The following is an 18880-nucleotide window of genomic DNA, read 5'->3' on the forward strand; positions in this document are numbered from 1 at the left end:
TGACCGTTCTTCCGCTCCGATAGTATGTATACTTACGATATACGGGAGGACGCCATGACTTTGCCGATTCTGATCGCCGGGGGCGGCATAGGCGGCCTTGCAGCAGCGGCGGCGCTGGCGGGCAAAGGCATCGCCTCGATCGTGTTGGAGCAGGCCCCCACAATGGCCGAGATCGGCGCGGGCATCCAGATCGGCCCCAACGGGTTCCATTGCTTCGATGCCCTGGGCATCGGCGCGCAGATGCGCGAGACGGCGGTGTTCATCGACGCGCTGCGCCTGCTGAACGCCCAAACGGCTGAGGAAATCACCCGCATCCCGCTCGACGCGCCCTTCCGGGCGCATTTCGGCAATCCCTATGCCGTGGTTCATCGCGCCCAACTGCATCAGTTGCTGTTGCAACGCTGTATCGACAGCGGCCTGGTGGACCTGCGCACGCAGGCCACGGCGACGGGGTATTCGCAAGACGGCACCTCCGTGACGCTGCACCTGGCCGACGGTGCCGTAAGGGGCCGCGCGCTGATCGGGGCGGAGGGGCTGCGGTCCCCCGTTCGCGCGCAAATGCTGGGGGATGGCGCGCCGCGCGTGTCGGGCCATACCACCTATCGCTCGGTCATTCCGCGCGACGCGATGCCCGAGGATCTGCGGATGAACGCCGCGACCCTCTGGGCCGGGCCGAAGTGCCATATCGTGCACTACCCCCTGAAGGGCGGCACGGTCTTCAACCTTGTCGTGACCTACCACCGCGACGCGTTAGAGGCGGTGTCGGGCAAGCCTGTGACCAACGCCGAAGTCGCCGAAGGGTTCGAACATGTTCACCCCCGCGCCCGCGCGGTGATCGAGCATGGGCGCGACTGGAAGCAATGGGTGCTGTGCGACCGTGATCCGGTGTCGCGCTGGACCGACGGCCGTGTCGCGCTGCTTGGCGATGCCGCCCACCCGATGCTGCAATACTTCGCCCAAGGCGCCTGCATGGCGATGGAGGACGGTGTGGCGCTGGCGGTTGCGCTGGACGGCGCAGAGGATGTGGAGGTCGCGCTGACCCACTATCAGGACATGCGCGCGACGCGCACGGCGCGGGTGCAGATGAACTCGCGTCTGATTGGCGATTACATCTACCATCCAGACGACGCCCGCGCCGCCGTGCGCAACGAAATCATGCAAGGCATGAGCCCGCAGGACTGGTACACTCAACTGACATGGATCTACAAATCAAACGGCTTGCCGCTTGAAATGGGAGGAATTTGAATGGCTTACGTGTTTGACCCCATGCCCACGCCCACGGTCCCCGTGGCGGGCATGACCGCCCATTTCCCGGTGCGGCGCATTTTCTGCGTCGGCCGCAACTACGCCGAGCATGCCCGCGAAATGGGCCATGATGACCGCGAGCCCCCGTTCTTCTTCTCCAAGCCGTCCGATGCGCTGGTAGGCGACGGCGAGACCATCGCCTACCCTCCCGCCACGTCGAACTTGCACTATGAGGCAGAGCTGGTTGTGGCGCTCGACAAGGGCGGGCGCGACATCGCCGAGGCCGACGCGCTATCTCTTGTCTTTGGCTACGCTTGCGGCAACGATCTGACCCGTCGCGACGTCCAGGGCGTGGCCAAGAAGGCGGGCCGCCCGTGGGACATGGGCAAGGGCTTTGACCGCTCTGCCGTGATCGGGCCGATCCACCGGGTCGCAGATGTCGGCCACCTGGACCAAGGCGCCATCGGGTTAACGGTCAACGGCGAGGTGAAACAGACCGGCGATCTGTCCGAGATGATCTGGTCAACGCCCGAGATCATCGCCTACCTCTCGGGGCTGGTCACACTCGCGCCGGGAGACCTGATCATGACGGGCACCCCGGCTGGCGTTGGCGCGCTGACGGTCGGCGACACGTGCACCGTTTCCATCGCCGGGCTACCGGATCTGTCTGTAACCATCGGAGCCCCCGCATGAGCGAGGACACCCATGAGAGCGTCAGCCACGGCATGCAACCTGAGGACACCCCCGAACTTCGTGCGCTATATCAAGGGTTTGCGGATCAATCGCTGATCCCGCTATGGACGCAGTTGGGCGACCTGATGCCGATGACCCCTGCCCCCAAGGCGGTGCCTCACGTCTGGCGCTGGGGGGACCTGCTGCCCTTGGCCGAGGCCGCTGGCACGCTGGTCCCCGTGGGGCGCGGCGGCGAGCGGCGGGCGATTGGCCTGGCCAATCCGGGCCTGGCACCCAACGCCTATATCTCGCCCACGCTGTGGTGCGCGATCCAATACCTCGGCCCACGAGAAACCGCGCCCGAGCATCGCCATTCCCAGAATGCCTTCCGCTTCGTGGTGGAAGGAGAAGGCGTCTGGACGGTGGTGGACGGTGATCCGGTGCGTATGTCGCGCGGCGACCTGCTGCTGACGCCGGGCTGGCGCTTCCACGGCCACCACAATGACCGCGACGCGCCGATGGCCTGGATCGACGGGCTGGATATTCCCTTTACCCAACAGATGGATGTAGGGTTTTTCGAGTTCGGATCCGAGCGGGTGACGGACTATGCCACGCCCAATTATTCGCGCGGCGAACGGCTGTGGGCGAACCCCGGTTTACGGCCTTTGTCGGGGTTGAAGGATACCGTCTCCAGCCCCCTCGCCGCGTTCCGCTGGGAGCACACGGACCGCGCTCTGACCGAGCAGCTCTTGCTGGAAGATGAAGGACAGCCCGCCACGGTGGAACAGGGCCATGCGGCGGTGCGCTACGTGAACCCCACCACGGGCGGCGATGTGATGCCGACGATCCGCTGCGAGTTTCACCGCCTGCGCGAAGGCTGCGAGACGCCCACCCGGCGCGAGGTCGGTTCGACCGTGTTTCAGGTGTTCGACGGGCGCGGCGCAGTGGTCATGGATGGCGTCACGTATCGGCTTGAGAAGGGCGATTTGTTCACCGTGCCGTCGTGGGTGCCTTGGGCGTTGCAAGCAGAGTCGCAGTTCGATTTGTTCCGGTTCTCGGACGCGCCAATCATGGAGCGTCTGCACTTCGCCCGCACTCATGTCGACGGCACCTGAGCGCGCCGCGCTGATTGCGCGCCAAGGCCTTGGCGCGCGCTACGATGCGCCCGAGGCGCCGTTGCAGGACCTTCTATTGGCGCGCCGCGGCACGGCCTATTTTGCGCGTCTCCTCAATGAGTTGCCAGACGACGCTCTTGTGGATAACCGCCGCGCTGTCGTGGTGGCGCGGGTTGGCTATCACGCCCGAGGTCTGACCCGCCTGATGACACGGGCGCGGACCGGGGTTGAGCAGCGGGAACACGAGAGCGCCGCCGCCCGGGACGCCGAAGTCACCTTTGGCGCCAGTCTGCCCGCCCGCGCCCTGCGGGGGCTGTTTGACCATGCGGCGATCCATCTGGACGTGGAGTGGCGGGACCTTCCCGGCCCTGCCTGGGACGTGCCGCTGTGCCTGTTGGACGACACGGAGATCACCGCGCGGGACACGCCGATGATCCGCGCAAGGCTGATCTGGCGCGCCGCGCTGGAGCTGGACGCCGGGGGGCGTCTTGCGGACGTGCCGCCGGACGCGCGCGCCCCCTCAACCCTGTAAGCGGTCCTTTAGACAGGCTGGTCACAGGCGCAGCCCGGATGCGCGGGCCTACCCCTGCGGGCCAAGGCGCGACAGCAACTGATCGGGGTCCTTGTAGGTTCCGGGGGTCATGAAATCGACGATTTCGTCGACATGGGCCGGGACAGGCAGGTTCAGGAAACTTGCCAATTCCTCAATAAATACAATTGGATGAGCGGCAGCCTTTTCGTAGGACACCATCAGACAGGGCACGCCCAACGCCTCGATCATCGCCGTATTACGCACCTGTGCCCTCAGGCGCTTCGCCACCACGCTGGCGGCTTCTTTCATGGACGGACGTGCTCGCAGGGCCATGGGGACCGGATCGCGATAGACGCAGACCAGATGCGGCGCGCGGAGGTCCGCCACGAGGCTCTCCAGATAGCGGGCGGCGTTGGGAAACTTCCACCCCCAGACCGGATGTGCGGCGTTTCGCGTTTCGATGATCTGGCGCGCGTGGGCCGTGAACTCGGCGGCCGTCCCCTTGTGCCAATCCATGTTGAATGCCGGGTCCTCCAGATTGCGCCCGATCCCCTCGCCCATCGGTACGCCGAGGCCAAGAATTGCGCCCGCGACCATCGACGTGCCCCCGCGGGCGGTGCCGAAGCACACGATGGTCCGCGGGCCGGGGGCCGAGGGCTTCTCCGCGAAAACAGGAAGGGACGTCAGATACTTGGATTTTGGATGTGGCATGTGGGACCGCCCGCCAGAGGTCTCGCTACGATAGGGATCGCGGGCTTTGGGTCAAGGCCGCGCTACGGTGCCAGGCAACCGTCGGGCGTCACCATCCCCGGCCCGAGGATGCGTTGTGCATGGGCCAGGCTGGCCGCCCCGGTGGCAAGGCTTGCGGCCGGGAAAACGGCGACCCCCTGCTCGGTCGTGCGCTCTACGCGCGTGGGCAGGTATCGCGCCCCGGTCGCCTCAAGCCCTTGGGCGGTGGCCGACAGGTCAAGGTACAGGATCGCGCCGGTGCGTTGCGCCAACTGCCATTGACTGGAGATCAGGTTGCCCAGGGAAAACGCCACAGGCACGCGCCGACCGTCGCTTGTGACGATGGTCTCAAGCGGTTGCAGGACATGGGGGTGAGCGCCGACGATAGCGATGGCCCCGGCCTCGGCGGCCGCGCGGGCAAGCGTGCGTTGGCGGGCGGTCGGGCGAGCAGAATATTCGGTGCCCCAATGGGGCAGAAGCACGACACCGTCGATGCCCGGCTGCGTATTCAGTGTGTGAATAAGTGTGGGGATAGAGGGTTGGTTTCCATAACATCGCAGCGCCTGACCACCCGGGTCAGCCAGTCCATTTGTCGAGAATGTGCAAGCGAGGAAGGCAATATTGTACCCGGCAACCTGGCGCGTTGTGTGCCATGTCGCGGTCGCGCCCCTTGGGTGCGTTCCAGTGGTGGCAAGGCCCGCAGCGGCCAAGGCCGAAAGGGTCCGATCCGCCCCAATCGCCCCGCGATCCATGGCATGATTGTTGGCGGTCTGCACCACATCCACACCAACCGACGCAAGCACACCCGCGATGGAGGGATGATAGTTGAACCGGGGATAGCCGGAATAGATATGGCCGTCAAAAAGCGTGCCCGGATCGGGGACCTCCCGCCCGGAGGGTGCGATATTGCGGGCGGCGGGGCCTTCGAGGTTCACACTCGTCACCAAAGCGCGGGACAGCGCCCCCCCGAGGGGAGCGAAAGCGGGGGCAAAACCCTCGGTCCGGGCGGCGGCATCGGATTGGATCAGGCTATGCAGCAAGACATCGCCCCCAAAGGCCAGGTCGGGCCGCCCACAGGTGCCACTTTGCGAAGTTGGCGCGCAACTGGTGATGGCAAGCAAAACCGCTGCCGCCTTCAGCCTGACATGAAGTTTGCGCCCAAAGCGGTTGTTTTTGAACGAATTCAACATAAGCATCCCTGTGGATAACCTTGCCACAGGCAACGGCACAGAACCGTTTCTGTCAATGATTAGCTGGTCGGGGCACGCAGCCAATCGGAGGCGAACGCGATCTCTCCATCCGTTGCAAAGCGGGCCGCGCGGTCCAATTCGGCGCGCAGGCGCGCCTCTCGCCCCGTCCCCATGCGAACGCCGTTCTCGGGCCAGAACGCGCGGACGCGCAAAACGCCTTCCTCGCGTGCCATGTCGATGCGACCGATCAGGCGCGTGCCCTCCATGACCGGGAAGACGTAGTAGCCATAGCGCCGTTTCGGGGCGGGTACGAAGATTTCGATCCGGTAGTGGAAACCGAACAACCGTTCGGCCCGTTTGCGGTCGCGCAACGCAGGATCGAACGGTGACAACACGCGAATACGGGAGGGCGCGGTCTGAGGATTATCAATTGATTCCAACTCTTTGGGCCAAATGAGCGATCGGCGCAGCCGTCCGTCGGCGCCGCTCACGTCGACCTCCAGCACACGGCCCGAGGCCAGCGCTTCAACCGCCCAAGCCTTCGCGTCAGCGGGGCGGATCAGGTCGAAGAAGGCGGCCAATTCGCCGCTGGTGGCAAACCCCAGACGGTCCAGCGCCGCGGTGCAGGCCCAATCCACGATCTCTTCGTCCGAGAGGCGCGCGTTGAGATACTCCGGCGGGATCACACGCTCACTCAGGTCATAGAACTTGCGAAAACCAACCCGCTTGGCGACCGCCAACTCGCCCGATCGCCACAGGTATTCCAGCGCGACCTTGGAGGGCTTCCAATCCCACCAACCGGTTGATTTTTCGACAGTTTCATCCTCCATATCGGAGGAGCAGCACATCCCTTCATCCCGCACACGGGCGAGGACTTTGTCGATTTCAGGATGAAACCCCTGCCCGTGCCAATCCTTCCATTTCGAGTGCAAGCGCCGCCGGTCCCGGTCAAACCGCATCCGCCACATGGGGTAGAATTCCATCGGAATGATCGAGGCGTCATGGGTCCAATGTTCAAATGTGGCGCGGGCGCGGTCATTGATCCAGCGCAGCCCGTCGGGCCGATAGCTTTGACGCCGCGACCACAGGATCAGGTCATGGGCGCGGGCAAAGGTGTTGACACTGTCGACCTGAACAAAGCCCAACCCGTGGATCACCTGCGCCAAAGCCGCACCCCTGGCCCCGCCCGAGGGCGGATCCATCAGGCCGTGACGCGCCAGGAACACCCGGCGCGCCTGGTCGTTGCCGAGGGTCGGGACCGTCACAAGATCACGCGGCGCCGCGCCATTCCCAGGGACGGGTGAACTCACCCAAGACATGGCCCACGGCCTCGGCGTCAGCCCCGTTTTGATCGAGGTAGGCCACCAAACCGCGTTTCTTGTCTTCGCGCACCTCGATCACCCGTGCCGCATGGCCCGCCTTTTCCAACGCCTCGTTGTAGACGCGCGTGATCGCCATCTTGCGCAGGTCCGGCTTGAACACTTTGCCGACGGCGGTCTTGGGCAGTTCGTCCAGGACTTCCACATACTTGGGGATGGCTGCGCGCTCATGAACATGCTCGGAAGCGAAGGCCATCAACTCGTCCACGGTGGTCTTGGAACCCGCCACCAGCTCCACATAGACGCAAGGCAATTCACCCGCAAAGGAATCCGGCTGACCAATGGCGCCGGCAATGGCCACGGCCTCGTGGCCGGCCAGAGCCTCCTCGATCTCGGCGGGATCGATATTGTGGCCACCCCGAATGATCAGGTCCTTGGCGCGCCCAGAAATCCAGAGGTAGCCATCTTCGTCCATTCGGCCCAGATCGCCCGTGCGCAGGAACTGAGCGTTGGATTTCGGGCCGGGATAATACAGATCGTTGTTCTTGGCCTCTTCCGTATAGGTCTGCCCCATATAGACGCCTGGTGAAGAGATGCAGATCTCGCCCGCTTCGCCCAAGGGTACCTCTTCATGGGTCTCGATGGAGATGATCTTGACGTCGACATAGGGCAACGGCAGCCCGACGGAGCCAATTTTCTTCATGCCATCGGGAGGGTTGGCGGACACGGCGCAGGTCGCCTCTGTCAAGCCGTAGGCCTCGCAGATCTTCATGCCAGACGCTTTCTCGAACCGTTTGTACAGCTCGATCGGCAACGGGGCCGAGCCACTGAACGCCATTTTCATGGACGAGATATCAGCATCGACCGGGCGTTGCATAAGGGCTGCAAACGCGGTGGGTACGCCAATCAGGAAGGTGACTTTGTAGCGCTCGCACAGTTTCCAGAAATTGTCGAAAACGCCGTCGCCCCGATAGCCCTGCGGCGTGGGTAGGACCACATGAGCGCCCGATGACACCGCACCGCCGATGACGATCGTGGCACCGAAGACGTGGAACATCGGCAGCGGGCACATCGCCACGGAGTCGTGCTTGAACAGCACTTGGTTCACCACCCAACCGTTGTAGATGATGCCCGAGAACAGGTGTTGCGCCACCTTGGGCATTCCGGTGGTGCCACCGGTGTGGAAATAGGCGGCGACGCGATCCTCGGTCCCCTCCTCAAAGGTCAGGGTCTTTGGCTGCGCGGCGACGGCCTGATTGAAGTTCTGAACGCGAGCGCTGTGGCTGACAGGGTTCTTGGGCCGGATCAGCGGCACGATCAGCCGCTTGAGGCCGGTCAGGTAGCGGAGCAGGTCAATTTCCAGGACGTGTTCTACATTTGGCGCCATGGCAACCGCTTCGGCCGCCTTTTGTGCCACATCGGTTTTCGGGAAAGCACGCAGCGTGACCAGCACCTTCGCGCCGGTTTCCCGTAGGATCGAGGCGATCTGCTCAGCATCGAGCAGCGGGTTGATCGGGTTGACGATGCCCGCAGTCTGGCCGCCCAGATAGGTCACGACCGTTTCCGTGGCGTTGGGCAACAGGTAGGCCACCACGTCGTTTTCGCCGACGCCCAACGACCGGAAAAGGTTCGCCGCTTGCGTGACTTGATCGCGCAAGGCGTTCCACGTGAGCGTCTCGTTGGGATCCGTCGGACCGGAGGTCAGCTGATAGCTGAGCGCTGGACGATTTCCGTGTTCGGCAGCGGTGCGGGTCAACATGCCGTAGGTCGTGACCGGAAGGTCACGATCTTCCCAAGCCATTTCCTGCACAATGGCGTCTCGGTCCAATGCGGTTGCATAAGTCATCGGTTCTTGTCCTCCCCTCGCGCGCCTCATGGAACTCCTCCCCCCATGTGCCGCGCATTTTTTGTTGCCGTGATCCTCACTCAGATCACTGGGAGGTGACAAGTGTTTGTCGTTGCAAACGCAACGGCACCCAAGACTTTTTGTGCTTTTGGGCCCCGACAGACGCGGTTATTCCGCCGCAAGACCTTCAGTGAATTGCAACCGCGCGAGTCGCGCATAAAGGCCGCCATCGGCCACGAGGGCATCGTGAGTGCCTTCCGCGACGATCTTGCCGTCTTCGAAGACAAGAATCCGGTCGGCCTGTTTCACAGTCGCAAGGCGGTGGGCAACGATCAAAGTGGTGCGGGTCTTGGACATCCGGGTCACGGCATCCTGCACCGCGCGCTCGGATTCCGCGTCGAGCGCGCTGGTGGCCTCATCCAGCAGCAGGATCGGAGCGTCGCGCAGGATGGCGCGCGCGATGGCGATGCGCTGTTTCTGGCCGCCCGACAGCATCATGCCCCGTTCGCCGACGTAGGTGTCATAGCCCTGCGGCAGCGCGGTGATGAAATCGTGGGCGGCGGCGGCCTTGGCGGCGGCCTCGACATCGGCGTCGGTAGCGCCGGGCCGCCCGAAGCGAATGTTGTCACGGGCCGAGGCAGCAAAGATCACCGGGTCCTGCGGGACCAGCGCCATGGCGGACCGGAAGGTCTGACGCGCCATGTCGGGCAGCGGCGTGCCGTCCATGGTGATCTGTCCGCTTTCAGGGTCATAGAACCGCAGAAGCAATTGGAAAACGGTCGATTTCCCGGCGCCCGAAGGACCGACGAGGGCCACCGTTTCGCCCGGTTGGATGGTGAAGCTGACCCCGTCCAAAGCCGCCGTTTCGGGCCGCGTGGGGTAGTGGAACTTGACGTTATCGAAGGCGATGGCCCCGCGCCCGCCCATGGGCAGCGCCACGCCATTCACGGGGTCGGCAACCGTGTCGCCGGTTCCCAGAAGCTCTACCAAACGCTCGGTCGCACCCGAGGCCCGCTGCAACTCGCCCCAGATCTCGGACAGGGCCCCGACAGAGCCCGCAACCATGATCGCATAGATCAGAAACTGGATCAGGGCGCCGATGGACATCACCTCGGCCCGCACGTCGCGGGCCCCGATCCACAGCACGCCGACGATGCCCGTGAAAACCAGGGCGATGACGATCACCGTCATCACGGCGCGGGTGGCAATGCGCTTCTTGGCGCTGTCGAACGACAGTTCGGTCACATCGGTGAACCGCTTGGCCGTGGGGATTTCGTGGGTAAAGGCCTGCACGGTCTGGGCGGACAAGAGCGCCTCGGAGGCGTTGCCCGAGGACTCGGCGATCCAATCCTGGTTCTGCCTGCTCAAGACACGCAGACGACGGCCCAGCACCACGATCGGCACAATGACCAGCGGCACGATCAGCAGAACCGCCCCCGCCAGTTTCGGCGAGGTCCACAGCATCAAGCCGATGCCACCGATCAGGATCAGCAGATTGCGCAGGGCGATCGACATGCTTGACGAGATCACGCTGAGCAACAGCGTGGTGTCGGTGGTGATCCGGCTCAGGACTTCTCCGGTCATGATGCGTTCATAAAACGCGGGGCTCATGCCGATCATGCGATCGAAAACGGCCTTGCGGATATCCGCGATCACCCGTTCGCCGAGGCGCGTGACGAGGTAATAGCGCAGCCCCGTGCCAATGGCGAGAAGACCGGCAATAGCGAGGGCGGCCAGAAAGTACTGATCGAGAACCTCCGTCGATTCCGTCTCGAACCCATCAACGACGCGACGCACGGCTAGAGGCAAGGTCAGAGACACCACCGCCGTCAGCACAAGTGCGGCGATGGAGCCTGCCAGCATCAGCTTGTGAGGCGCCAGGAACGGCACAAGCCCGCGGAGGCTGCTGATCTTTTTTGACCGCTCCCGCTCTTCCGAGGCACCGTGGGGGGCGGGCGCGCCAGCCGCGGGGGGCGCAGAAGGCGCCGGGGCAGAAATTTGGTCGCTGGACATGGTTTGCGGTCGCCTCATCGGGTTGCCCACGGGAAGGGCAGATCGTTGAATAACAGTCGATATTGCCCTTCGGTCTAGCCTGCAAGTCCCGCTGGACGCGCGGTGACATGCCGACGCAGCGTTTCCCCGCAGGCGAGAGTTTTTACCTTCTATTTACTTCTGTATTGTATCGAAGAGCTTAACGATTGAGGCAGATCGAATTGCGCACAGGCTCTACAATTACGGAACGGTTCGTTTTCGGGGCCGCACTCTTGAGTGCGCTCGCAGGGCCTGCCCTTGCGGTGCCCGCCGATCCAAACCGTCCCCTTGCGGCACAAACCTGTGCCGAGGCCCAAGCGCGTCTGGATGAGGCGCGCGAGGGATCTCCACTGCTGTCACCAGAGGAGCAAGCGGAAGTCCTGCGCACGGCCCTTGCGGATGCAGAGCGTCTTTGCGGTGACGTTCAGCGCGACGGGGCGGTACAAGATCCAGCCCTGCCCACGCCTGCCACTATTTTGCTACAGAACTTGCCCACCCAAGGCAAAGTCTTGCCTCTTTTGGCGGGCATTCCTTCGACTTTCACAGCATCGGCAACCCGCCCCGATGTCGTAGCCAACTGACCAGTCCTATAGGATAGCGCCCATGTGCCTTGTTTGTTCGACCTTCAATCCGCAAGTTATGGAATGCGAGTATACCGACCTCATTCCCGCGGTCCCGGTCGGCATCACGGTCGATGAGACCGGCGACGCGGCCAACACGACGGCCACAAACGCCAACATCGACAGCGGCGACTTATTCATGGGTGAATTGTCAACGGGCACCGATACCGATTGGATCGAGGTCACGCTGGAGGTCGGCACGTACACGATCGCGGCCGTGGGCGTGGGGGCGCTTGGGTCGGCGGCAAACGACGTCACCATGACCCTGCGCGACGAAAACGGAAACGCAATCTCTTATGATGATGATGGCGGGCCGGGCCTGAATGCTGACCTGACCGTCACCGTGACCGAAACCACTACGTACTACATCGAAGTCGGAAGCTACTCGTCGACGGATGACGGGACCTATGGCGTCTCGGTGACCGAGGGCGAGGTGGCGAGCTTCAATCTGGAGATGGGCGCAGGCAACCTCATGCGTCCCAACCAGGCGTGGGTGACCACACCGGAAACCGGGGTCAACCTGACATGGGCGGTCCGCGCTTCGGGCGTTGACCCTAGCAATGGCACGCCGCTGATCCAGTTAAGCGCCAACCAGGTGGCGCTGACACAAAACGCGCTGCAATACGTGGACGAAATCTCGGGGCTCAACTTCACTCAGGTGAACGAGGGCGGGGTGTCGAACAACGCGACGCTGCTTTTCGGGGCCTATCAAGCCAACGATGGCGCCGGCGCTTATGCCTATTACCCCGGCTCGGGGGGCGGCAATACCAGTTTCAATGCCAACGCGGGCGACGTCTGGTTGAACAACAATTCGTTCCACAACGGTCAGTCTTTTAGCATCGGCACCTATGCCTATTACACGATGCTGCACGAGATCGGCCACGCCATCGGCCTCGCACACCCGGGCGATTACAACGCCGGCGTTGGCGTCTCCATCACCTACGCCAACAGCGCGCAGTTCATTCAGGATTCGCACCAATACACGGTGATGAGCTACTTCAGCGAGACCGCCACCGGCGTCAGCGGGGGCCTCGACTATCCCGATACATTCATGCTGTATGACTTCATGGCGATCCACCAGCTTTATGGCGCCGACCTCGACTATAACGCGGGCAACACGATCTACGGGTTCAACGCCACAGAGGCGAATTCGGTCTACGACTTCACCCTCAACACCACGCCGCTGATGACGGTCTACGACGGTCAGGGTACAGATACGATTGACCTGTCGGGCTACACGATGGCCCAGGTTCTGACGCTGGAGGCAGGCGTGTTTTCGGACATCGGCGGCTACGTCGGCAACTTCTCCATCGCCTATGGGGCAGTGATCGAGAACGCGATCGGCGGCAGCGGCAACGACACGATCTTCGGCAACGATGTCGCCAACATGATCGAGGGTGGCGGTGGCGCGGATTCCATCGAAGGCGGCGCAGGGGAAGATACCATCCTTGGCGGTCAAGGGGATGACTTCATCACCGGTGGCGACCAGTTTGACCAACTGGAAGGCGGCGATGGCCGCGACACCCTGGAAGGCAACATGGGCAACGACACGCTGATCGGGGGAAAAGACAGCGACCTGTTGAGCGGCGGCAATGGCGATGACCTGATCCTGGGCGAAATGGGTGCCGACCGCCTGAGAGGGGGCCGGGGCGACGACACGATCAACGGCGGCAACCGCAATGACAAATTGTGGGGCGGTGAAGGCGACGACAGCCTCTTTGGCGGTAACGGCAACGATCTGCTGCGCGGTGGAACCCAGAGTGACTACCTTGATGGTGGCACAGGCAACGACTCGATCGTCGGCGGTTCGGGCTTTGACACGTTGATCGGCGACGTGGGCAACGACACCCTGACCGGGTCGTTCAACGCGGACACCTTCATCTTCAACGACAACCACGGCGTGGATGAAATCACCGATTTCGAGGCGACTAACGACTTCGAGATGATCGACTTCTCGGGCCTGACATCGTTGAACACGCTGGCGGATGTGCTTGGCACCGGCAACGGCACGGCGGCGGCATCGCAGGTCGGCAACGACGTGTTGATCGACACGGGCAACGGCAATTCGATCCTTCTCAGGGACGTACTCTACACCGATCTCGACGCCTTCGACTTCGTCTTCTGATCATCTGCGACGGCACGGCAGCGCGCTCTCGTGCCATCACGCCTGCACGCGGCGGGCGCGGCAGAGCTACTGGTCTTGAAGGAAGAGATTGGAGCGGGCGACGGGAATCGAACCCGTATCATCAGCTTGGAAGGCTGAGGTCTTACCATTACACAACGCCCGCGCTGTGTGCCCTCCGCATATTTCAACGGGAAATCCGGGTCAAGTTCACTTGGCCGCGTTTGGCCAGAAACCGCCCTGCCGCTTTGAGCGGGGGACGATAAAGGACGCGCGCCCTGAAGGTCCTAGGCGCGCATCCGGGCGTAGGACGGATCGTAGGGCGACGGCGCGATCACCTCGGCGCGGATCAGGTCACCGCAAAGGTCCAGGTCAACCACCGTGCCAATCTCACTCAGATCCGGGTCGATGAACGCATAGGCCAGGTTCATGCCCACCCGGTGTCCCCAATCGCCAGAACTCACGGTACCCACCACCTTGCCGCCCCGCATCAGCGAGGCGCCGCCATGGGCCGGGGCCTGGGTGCTGTCGATCTGCAGTGTCACCAGTTTCTTCGTGGGGCCGGCCGCCACGTGGGCCTCCAGCGCCGCCTTGCCGATGAAATTGCCTTTCTCCAGCTTCACGAAACGGTCAAGCCCGGTCTCGAAGGGGTCGAACTCGGTCAGCAGTTCGGCCTTCCAGTGGGCAAACCCCTTCTCCATCCGCATCGACTCCACCGCGCGAGCCCCGAATAGCTTCAGGCCATGGGCTTTGCCCGCCGCGCGCAGGGCCGTGTAGGCCGCATAGAGCGACGCGTTGGGCACGTGGATCTCATAGGCCAATTCGCCCGAAAAGCTGACACCTAGAACGGTCGCGGGCGCGTAGCCGATGAAGCATTCGCGGGCCGAAAGCCATGGGAAGGCCTCTTTTGACCAATCCTCGCGGCTGACCGCTTGCAGCACGTCGCGGGATTTGGGGCCTGCCAGCACCAGGATCGTCTGGTCGTTGGTCAGGCTCTTGATCTGCACGTCCTCGTCGGCGCGCAGATGCGCTTGCAACCAGTCCATGTCGTGGGTCTCGGCGGCGGCGGCAGAACCGTACCAGACCCGCGCAGGGCCCCGGTCCGAGGCAGGAAGGTTTGCGATCGTGGCCTCGGCCTTCACCCGGCCCTGATGGTTGAGCATATAGCCCAGGCCGACGCGTCCATCGCGCTTGGTGACGGTGCCGCAGAACATACGGTCAAGAAAGCTGTGACGGTCCGCGCCAGTAATCTCGAACCGGTTGAAGCCGTTCACCTCGCACAGGCCCACGTTCTCCTGCACATTGCGCACCTCTTCGGCGACGACGTCGAAGGCCTCGTCGAAGTTGAAGCCGAGCGTCGGGTGAAAGTCCGGCGCGGGCTTGATGTAATCGACCCGTTCCCATCCATTCACGACGGTGAATTCCGCGCCTTCCGCCGCCAGAACGGGCGTCAACGGCGTGGTCTTGGCGTTGCGGCCTGCGGGGCGATGTTCGTAGGGGAAGTGGAAGCGGAATTCGTTCTGGTAATCTTCAATGGCCTTCAGCGCCGTCAATTCCACGTTGGCGTGGCCGGTGAAACGACGCGGGTCGATGCACCAGGTGTCATACTGCGCCTCGCCATGGACGATCTGCTGCGCCAGAAGCCAGCCGTGGCCGCCGCCCTCGCCCAGGCCCGCGCGCAGGCCAATGATGCAAAACGCGTTGCGCTTGTTCGGGATCGGGCCGACCAGCGGCGCGCCGTCGATGGTGTAGGTGATCGGGCCGTTTACGATCCGCTTGATACCGACTTCGGCCAGAACGGGCATACGCTCGAACGCGCCTTCCAGCACGTCCATCACCCGATCCAGATCGTCGGGGCACAGGTCATTGGTGAAGCTGGGGCTGATGCCGTCCAGACCCCAAGTCTTGCAGTCCTGCTCGTAGAAGCCGACCAGCAGGCCGTTCTTTTCCTGCCGCGAGTAGTAATCGCTGATCGGACAGCGCAGAAGCGGCATCCGGTGACTGGCCTCGGCGATGGCCGGGATATCCTCGGTCACGAAATATTGGTGCTCCATCGAGGCGACGGGGTGGTGCACGCCCATCATCCTGCCCACTTCGTTGACGCGGTAGCCGCAAGCGTTCACGACGATATCGGCGTCGATGCTGCCCTTGTCCGTTTCCACGGTCCAGGTGTCGTCCTTATGCTGGGTCAGGCCGGTGACATTGGTCTGGCGATAGACCTCTGCCCCCGCTTTGCGGGCATGGAACGCCAGCGCCTGGCACAGCTGCGCGGGGTCGATATCGCCGTCCTCCCCATCCCAAAGGCCACCCAAAAGGTTATCGGTCGAGATCAGCGGGTGGCGGCGCGCGCATTCCTCGGCATCGATCACCTCGTATTCCACGCCCATCCCCCGCGCCATGGACGCGAAGTGACGATAGCCCTGCATATGCGCTTGCGTATTGGCCAGACGGATGCCGCCGTCACCGTGGTGGTAGCCGACGGGATATTCCGGGTCGTCGCGCAGCTTCTTGTAAAGGGCGATGGAATGGGACTTCAGGCCCACCATCGTCTGGTTCATGCCGAAGTTTGTCACCTGCGCGGCCGAATGCCATGTGGTGCCGGATGTCAGCTCATCCCGTTCAATCAGGACGACGTCCGTCCACCCCTCCTGGGTCAGGTGGTAGAGGGTGGAACACCCGGCGATGCCACCGCCGATAACAGCAACCTTGGTGCGCGACTTCATCGACTCTCTCCTAAACCAGTTGCGCTTGAGAAAGCGGTTTTTGCCGCCTGTGCCTAGCGGTTCGTCATTATTTCGAAAAGAGTGGAATAGTAATCCCGGATTTTCTCAACTGTGACGCGCCTGCCGACGTAAGGACTGTTGCCGTGGGCCGCGGCCTGCACGATGAAAGCGCCAGAGGGGGACGCCGCGGTTCGACGTCCACCAGGGTCAGGCCCGGCCACGGTCAGGGCTCGTCGATCAAAGCGAAGGCGCCTTCCAGCCAGGGGGTCATCTCAATCAACGGGCGAATGACCTGGGCGTCAAGCGAGGCACGGATTTCCGCGTTCACCAACTCCATCACCGACCGCGCGCAATCAGGCGTTGTGACAAGCGACAGGGTCCGGGAAAAGCGCTTGCCGGGGAACGGATGCAGACGCAGCCTGGACTGGAAGCGTTTGGCGCGCGAAAACAGCAGCGGCGTGGTGATAGTCCACCCTGCCCCCGCCGCGACCATGGCCATCAGCGTCTGGTTGCTGCCGCATTCGACCTTGTGGGGCAGGCTCACGCCAAGGCGGCGCAACTGCGCTTCGATCTGACCTGCGATGATCAGATCATTGGAGAACCGCAGGAACGGAAGCGTGGTCTTGCCGGCAACGACCTCGGCCAGCGGCGCCGCACCTTCGTTCGCGGGCAGAACGACGACAAAGGGATCGCGCAGAAGTGGGTGATCTTGAAGGTCGCGCATCCGCTCGGGCGGGGTGGTGGTGATGCCCAGATCAAGCTCTCGGTCGCGCAGCATTTCCAGGATCTCGTGGCTGGTCGAGATGTGGTAGAGGAAATCGCAATCGGGCATCTTGCGCGACAGGTGCACGGCGAGGGCAGGCGTCACGTCACTGTCGAGATCCTCGATCGTGCCCAGGCGCAGGTAGCGCGCCTCGGCCAGATCGCCCGTCGCGGCCTCGGCGGTGGCTTTGCGGATCGATTGCAGTGCCACGTCGATATTGCGCAGGAAGACCTGGCCTTTGGGGGTCAGGACCATGGGGCGGCGCGTGTGGTTGAACAGCTCCACCCCCAGGTGATCTTCAAGCGCGCGCAGGTGGTGCGAGACGGTGCTGATCGACAGGCCCGTCTCTTTCGCCGCCTCACTGAGCGAGCCGGTGCGGGCACAGACCTGGAACAACTCCAGCCACCTGAGGCTCAGCCCTTTGCGGGAAGACGGTTTCGACATAGCGGCCTCAAGTCCTTGGATACGACCCTTCCTAAACCGGCGCCGGGTCTGCGCACAACGCGCGCTGGTCGTCGCCACGGGGCTTGGGTAGGCTGGGGCGCAGCGTAAGGAGGCCCGACGTGACGACCCAGACCACCGCCGTCATCGATTTGATCATCGCCCGGATCGATGCGGGCACGCTTCTGCCCGGCCACCCCATTGATGAGAAAGAGATGATGGCCGAATGCGGCGTGTCGCGCACGCCGGTGCGCGAGGCCCTGATCCGGCTGGAGGTCGATGGGCTGGTCGCCCGCAATGCGCGCAAGGGTGCTGTGATTTTCCAACCCTCGGTGGCGGAGTTCCTGACGATCCTGGAGGTGCACGCCAATCTGGAAGCCTTCGCGGCAGGTCTTGCGGCGCAACGGATCACGGACGCCCTGGCGAGTGAATTGCGCGACGTGGTAGCGGGATGCACGGCCCATGCGGCGGCCCACGGGCACAGCGACCCGGCTGGATACTACCAACTGAACCTGCGCTTTCATGAGGTAATCGTGCGTGCCGCCCACAACGACATCCTGGCCGATATGGTGAAGACCAACGCGCGCAAATTGATGGCCTATTACCGGATGCGCTACCGCAACCCCGGTGCGGCGGCGGCGTCCGCCGAGGATCACGCGGCGATCGCGTCCCATATCCTTGCCCACCGCGCTTCAGAGGCACAGGCGGCGATGTCGGCGCACTTCAACTACGACCGCCAAACGGTGATGGACCTGATCGCCTCAGTCGGCTGAGGCCTGCTCGAAGAAACGGGCGATGGTCTCGGCGTAGACGCGCATATCAACATCTTGCGTCAGCGATGCCTCGGCCGCCTGCCCGACCCCGTCGGGCAGCTTGTCGCGGTATTCTGCAACGAGGGCCTTGATGAAGGCAGGCGTCATTTCGGGGTGGTTCTGGGTGGTGTAAACCGACGTGCCGATGCGAAATCCGGTCACCGCGCAGGCGTCCGAGGTGGACAGCGGTGTGGCCCCCGCAGGCAGGCGGGTGACGGCCTCGTTATGGGCGCCGTATTGGGTGAAGCTGTCGGGCAGACCCGCCATCCATTCGGCGTGGTCAATGATGGTGGATCGGGTCAGCCCAAAGACCCACCCGGCGGGATTTGGGCCGATCTCGCCACCAAGGGCCAGTGCTATCGCCTGATGTCCGTAGCACGCGCCGAACATCGGGGTGCGGCCTTCAAAGGCCCGCTCGATGACCTGCAAAAGCCGCGCGACCCATGGGTCATCATCCAGAACGGAGGCCGGGCTACCCGTGACCATCACCCCATCGAACGCATTGATATCAGGGGGAAAGACACCGTCCTTCACCGAGAACGACGTGACGTGCCACGCGGGCCGAACGCTGTGGATCAGCGCCGTGAACTTCTCACCATCCTTGGGATGCGCCTGCGCAAAGGCGCTTTCGTCCGTGTTGGTCATCAAAATGGCGAGGTGCATTTTTGGGCTTCCTTTTTGCCAATGCATATTTATGGTCATGTTAAGTATATCAAGCAA

At 63.3% G+C, this 18880-nt stretch carries 15 protein-coding genes and 1 tRNA gene; 7 read left to right on the plus strand and 9 right to left on the minus strand.

The annotated features are described in order from the left end of the window. The first annotated feature begins 54 nt into the window (after positions 1-54). From KUL25_RS08240 to KUL25_RS08255, 4 genes are read left to right on the plus strand one after another with little or no spacing between them, the layout of a single operon-like run. Entirely contained in the window at positions 55-1245 is a 1191-nt protein-coding gene (locus KUL25_RS08240; RefSeq protein ID WP_257892506.1) for a 3-hydroxybenzoate 6-monooxygenase, read from the plus strand. After that, positions 1246-1938, plus strand: a complete 693-nt coding sequence (locus tag KUL25_RS08245; protein WP_257892507.1) for a fumarylacetoacetate hydrolase family protein — start codon at positions 1246-1248, stop codon at positions 1936-1938. Beyond that, positions 1935-3032, plus strand: coding sequence for a cupin domain-containing protein (locus tag KUL25_RS08250; protein ID WP_257892508.1), 1098 nt, complete (start codon positions 1935-1937; stop codon positions 3030-3032). The genes KUL25_RS08245 and KUL25_RS08250 overlap by 4 nt, the downstream gene beginning before the upstream one ends. After that, a complete protein-coding gene (locus KUL25_RS08255) occupies positions 3016-3564 on the plus strand; it encodes a DinB family protein (protein ID WP_257892509.1) in 549 nt (182 codons plus the stop codon). The genes KUL25_RS08250 and KUL25_RS08255 overlap by 17 nt, the downstream gene beginning before the upstream one ends. Before the next feature lie 48 nt (positions 3565-3612). Here the strand turns inward: KUL25_RS08255 and KUL25_RS08260 are convergent, their stop codons facing one another. The 5 genes from KUL25_RS08260 to KUL25_RS08280 all read right to left on the minus strand — a co-directional run bounded on the left by KUL25_RS08260 (position 3613) and on the right by KUL25_RS08280 (position 10661). Next, positions 3613-4275, minus strand: coding sequence for a hypothetical protein (locus KUL25_RS08260; protein WP_257892510.1), 663 nt, complete (start codon positions 4273-4275; stop codon positions 3613-3615). A 62-nt stretch (positions 4276-4337) separates the two neighbouring features. Next, positions 4338-5483 carry a CapA family protein gene (locus KUL25_RS08265; protein ID WP_257892511.1) on the minus strand — a complete coding sequence of 382 codons (1146 nt, stop codon included), beginning with the start codon at positions 5481-5483 and terminating at the stop codon, positions 4338-4340. Positions 5484-5542: 59 nt separating this feature from the next. Then, the gene (locus KUL25_RS08270) at positions 5543-6748 is read right to left on the minus strand and encodes a winged helix-turn-helix domain-containing protein (protein ID WP_257892512.1); all 1206 of its coding nucleotides are present in this window, start codon (positions 6746-6748) and stop codon (positions 5543-5545) included. Between the two features lie 4 nt (positions 6749-6752). Beyond that, positions 6753-8648 (minus strand): acyl-CoA synthetase, encoded by a 1896-nt coding sequence (locus KUL25_RS08275; protein ID WP_257892513.1) that lies wholly within the window; start codon positions 8646-8648, stop codon positions 6753-6755. A gap of 168 nt (positions 8649-8816) precedes the next feature. Then, positions 8817-10661, minus strand: coding sequence for an ABC transporter transmembrane domain-containing protein (locus KUL25_RS08280; protein WP_257892514.1), 1845 nt, complete (start codon positions 10659-10661; stop codon positions 8817-8819). A 251-nt stretch (positions 10662-10912) separates the two neighbouring features. Here KUL25_RS08280 and KUL25_RS08285 point away from each other — a divergent pair, with 251 nt between their 5' ends. Then, entirely contained in the window at positions 10913-11260 is a 348-nt protein-coding gene (locus KUL25_RS08285; RefSeq protein WP_257892515.1) for a hypothetical protein, read from the plus strand. A gap of 22 nt (positions 11261-11282) precedes the next feature. After that, entirely contained in the window at positions 11283-13424 is a 2142-nt protein-coding gene (locus KUL25_RS08290; RefSeq protein ID WP_257892516.1) for a M10 family metallopeptidase C-terminal domain-containing protein, read from the plus strand. An 89-nt stretch (positions 13425-13513) separates the two neighbouring features. On the opposite strand, the gene KUL25_RS08295 is transcribed toward KUL25_RS08290, so the two are convergent. The 3 genes from KUL25_RS08295 to KUL25_RS08305 form a co-directional block, all read right to left on the minus strand. Further along, a tRNA-Gly gene (locus KUL25_RS08295) sits at positions 13514-13587 on the minus strand. A 121-nt stretch (positions 13588-13708) separates the two neighbouring features. Beyond that, positions 13709-16144, minus strand: a complete 2436-nt coding sequence (locus KUL25_RS08300) for a GcvT family protein (protein ID WP_257892517.1) — start codon at positions 16142-16144, stop codon at positions 13709-13711. 223 nt (positions 16145-16367) lie between these two features. Next, positions 16368-17351, minus strand: coding sequence for a LysR family transcriptional regulator (locus tag KUL25_RS08305; RefSeq protein ID WP_257892518.1), 984 nt, complete (start codon positions 17349-17351; stop codon positions 16368-16370). 119 nt (positions 17352-17470) lie between these two features. On the opposite strand from KUL25_RS08305, the gene KUL25_RS08310 reads away from it, so the two are divergent. Continuing rightward, positions 17471-18121: a GntR family transcriptional regulator gene (locus KUL25_RS08310; RefSeq protein WP_257892519.1), complete on the plus strand. Its 651-nt coding sequence runs from the start codon at positions 17471-17473 to the stop codon at positions 18119-18121. Here the strand turns inward: KUL25_RS08310 and KUL25_RS08315 are convergent. Continuing rightward, complete coding sequence (locus tag KUL25_RS08315; RefSeq protein WP_257892520.1) at positions 18110-18823, minus strand: type 1 glutamine amidotransferase; 714 nt, start codon at positions 18821-18823, stop codon at positions 18110-18112. The genes KUL25_RS08310 and KUL25_RS08315 overlap by 12 nt on opposite strands. Positions 18824-18880: the final 57 nt, after the last annotated feature.

Origin of the sequence: Gymnodinialimonas phycosphaerae (assembly GCF_019195455.1) — a bacterium.
GTDB lineage: Bacteria > Pseudomonadota > Alphaproteobacteria > Rhodobacterales > Rhodobacteraceae > Gymnodinialimonas > Gymnodinialimonas phycosphaerae.

What these genes read in the sequence shown, in the direction of transcription:
- KUL25_RS08240 (WP_257892506.1), top strand. Translation starts at nt 55, where the DNA reads ATGACTTTGCCGATTCTGATCGCCGGGGGCGGCATAGGCGGCCTTGCA.
- KUL25_RS08245 (WP_257892507.1), top strand. Translation starts at nt 1,246, where the DNA reads ATGGCTTACGTGTTTGACCCCATGCCCACGCCCACGGTCCCCGTGGCG.
- KUL25_RS08250 (WP_257892508.1), top strand. Translation starts at nt 1,935, where the DNA reads ATGAGCGAGGACACCCATGAGAGCGTCAGCCACGGCATGCAACCTGAG.
- KUL25_RS08255 (WP_257892509.1), top strand. Translation starts at nt 3,016, where the DNA reads ATGTCGACGGCACCTGAGCGCGCCGCGCTGATTGCGCGCCAAGGCCTT.
- KUL25_RS08260 (WP_257892510.1), bottom strand. Translation starts at nt 4,275, where the DNA reads ATGCCACATCCAAAATCCAAGTATCTGACGTCCCTTCCTGTTTTCGCG.
- KUL25_RS08265 (WP_257892511.1), bottom strand. Translation starts at nt 5,483, where the DNA reads ATGTTGAATTCGTTCAAAAACAACCGCTTTGGGCGCAAACTTCATGTC.
- KUL25_RS08275 (WP_257892513.1), bottom strand. Translation starts at nt 8,648, where the DNA reads ATGACTTATGCAACCGCATTGGACCGAGACGCCATTGTGCAGGAAATG.
- KUL25_RS08280 (WP_257892514.1), bottom strand. Translation starts at nt 10,661, where the DNA reads ATGTCCAGCGACCAAATTTCTGCCCCGGCGCCTTCTGCGCCCCCCGCG.
- KUL25_RS08290 (WP_257892516.1), top strand. Translation starts at nt 11,283, where the DNA reads ATGTGCCTTGTTTGTTCGACCTTCAATCCGCAAGTTATGGAATGCGAG.
- KUL25_RS08300 (WP_257892517.1), bottom strand. Translation starts at nt 16,144, where the DNA reads ATGAAGTCGCGCACCAAGGTTGCTGTTATCGGCGGTGGCATCGCCGGG.
- KUL25_RS08305 (WP_257892518.1), bottom strand. Translation starts at nt 17,351, where the DNA reads ATGTCGAAACCGTCTTCCCGCAAAGGGCTGAGCCTCAGGTGGCTGGAG.
- KUL25_RS08315 (WP_257892520.1), bottom strand. Translation starts at nt 18,823, where the DNA reads ATGCACCTCGCCATTTTGATGACCAACACGGACGAAAGCGCCTTTGCG.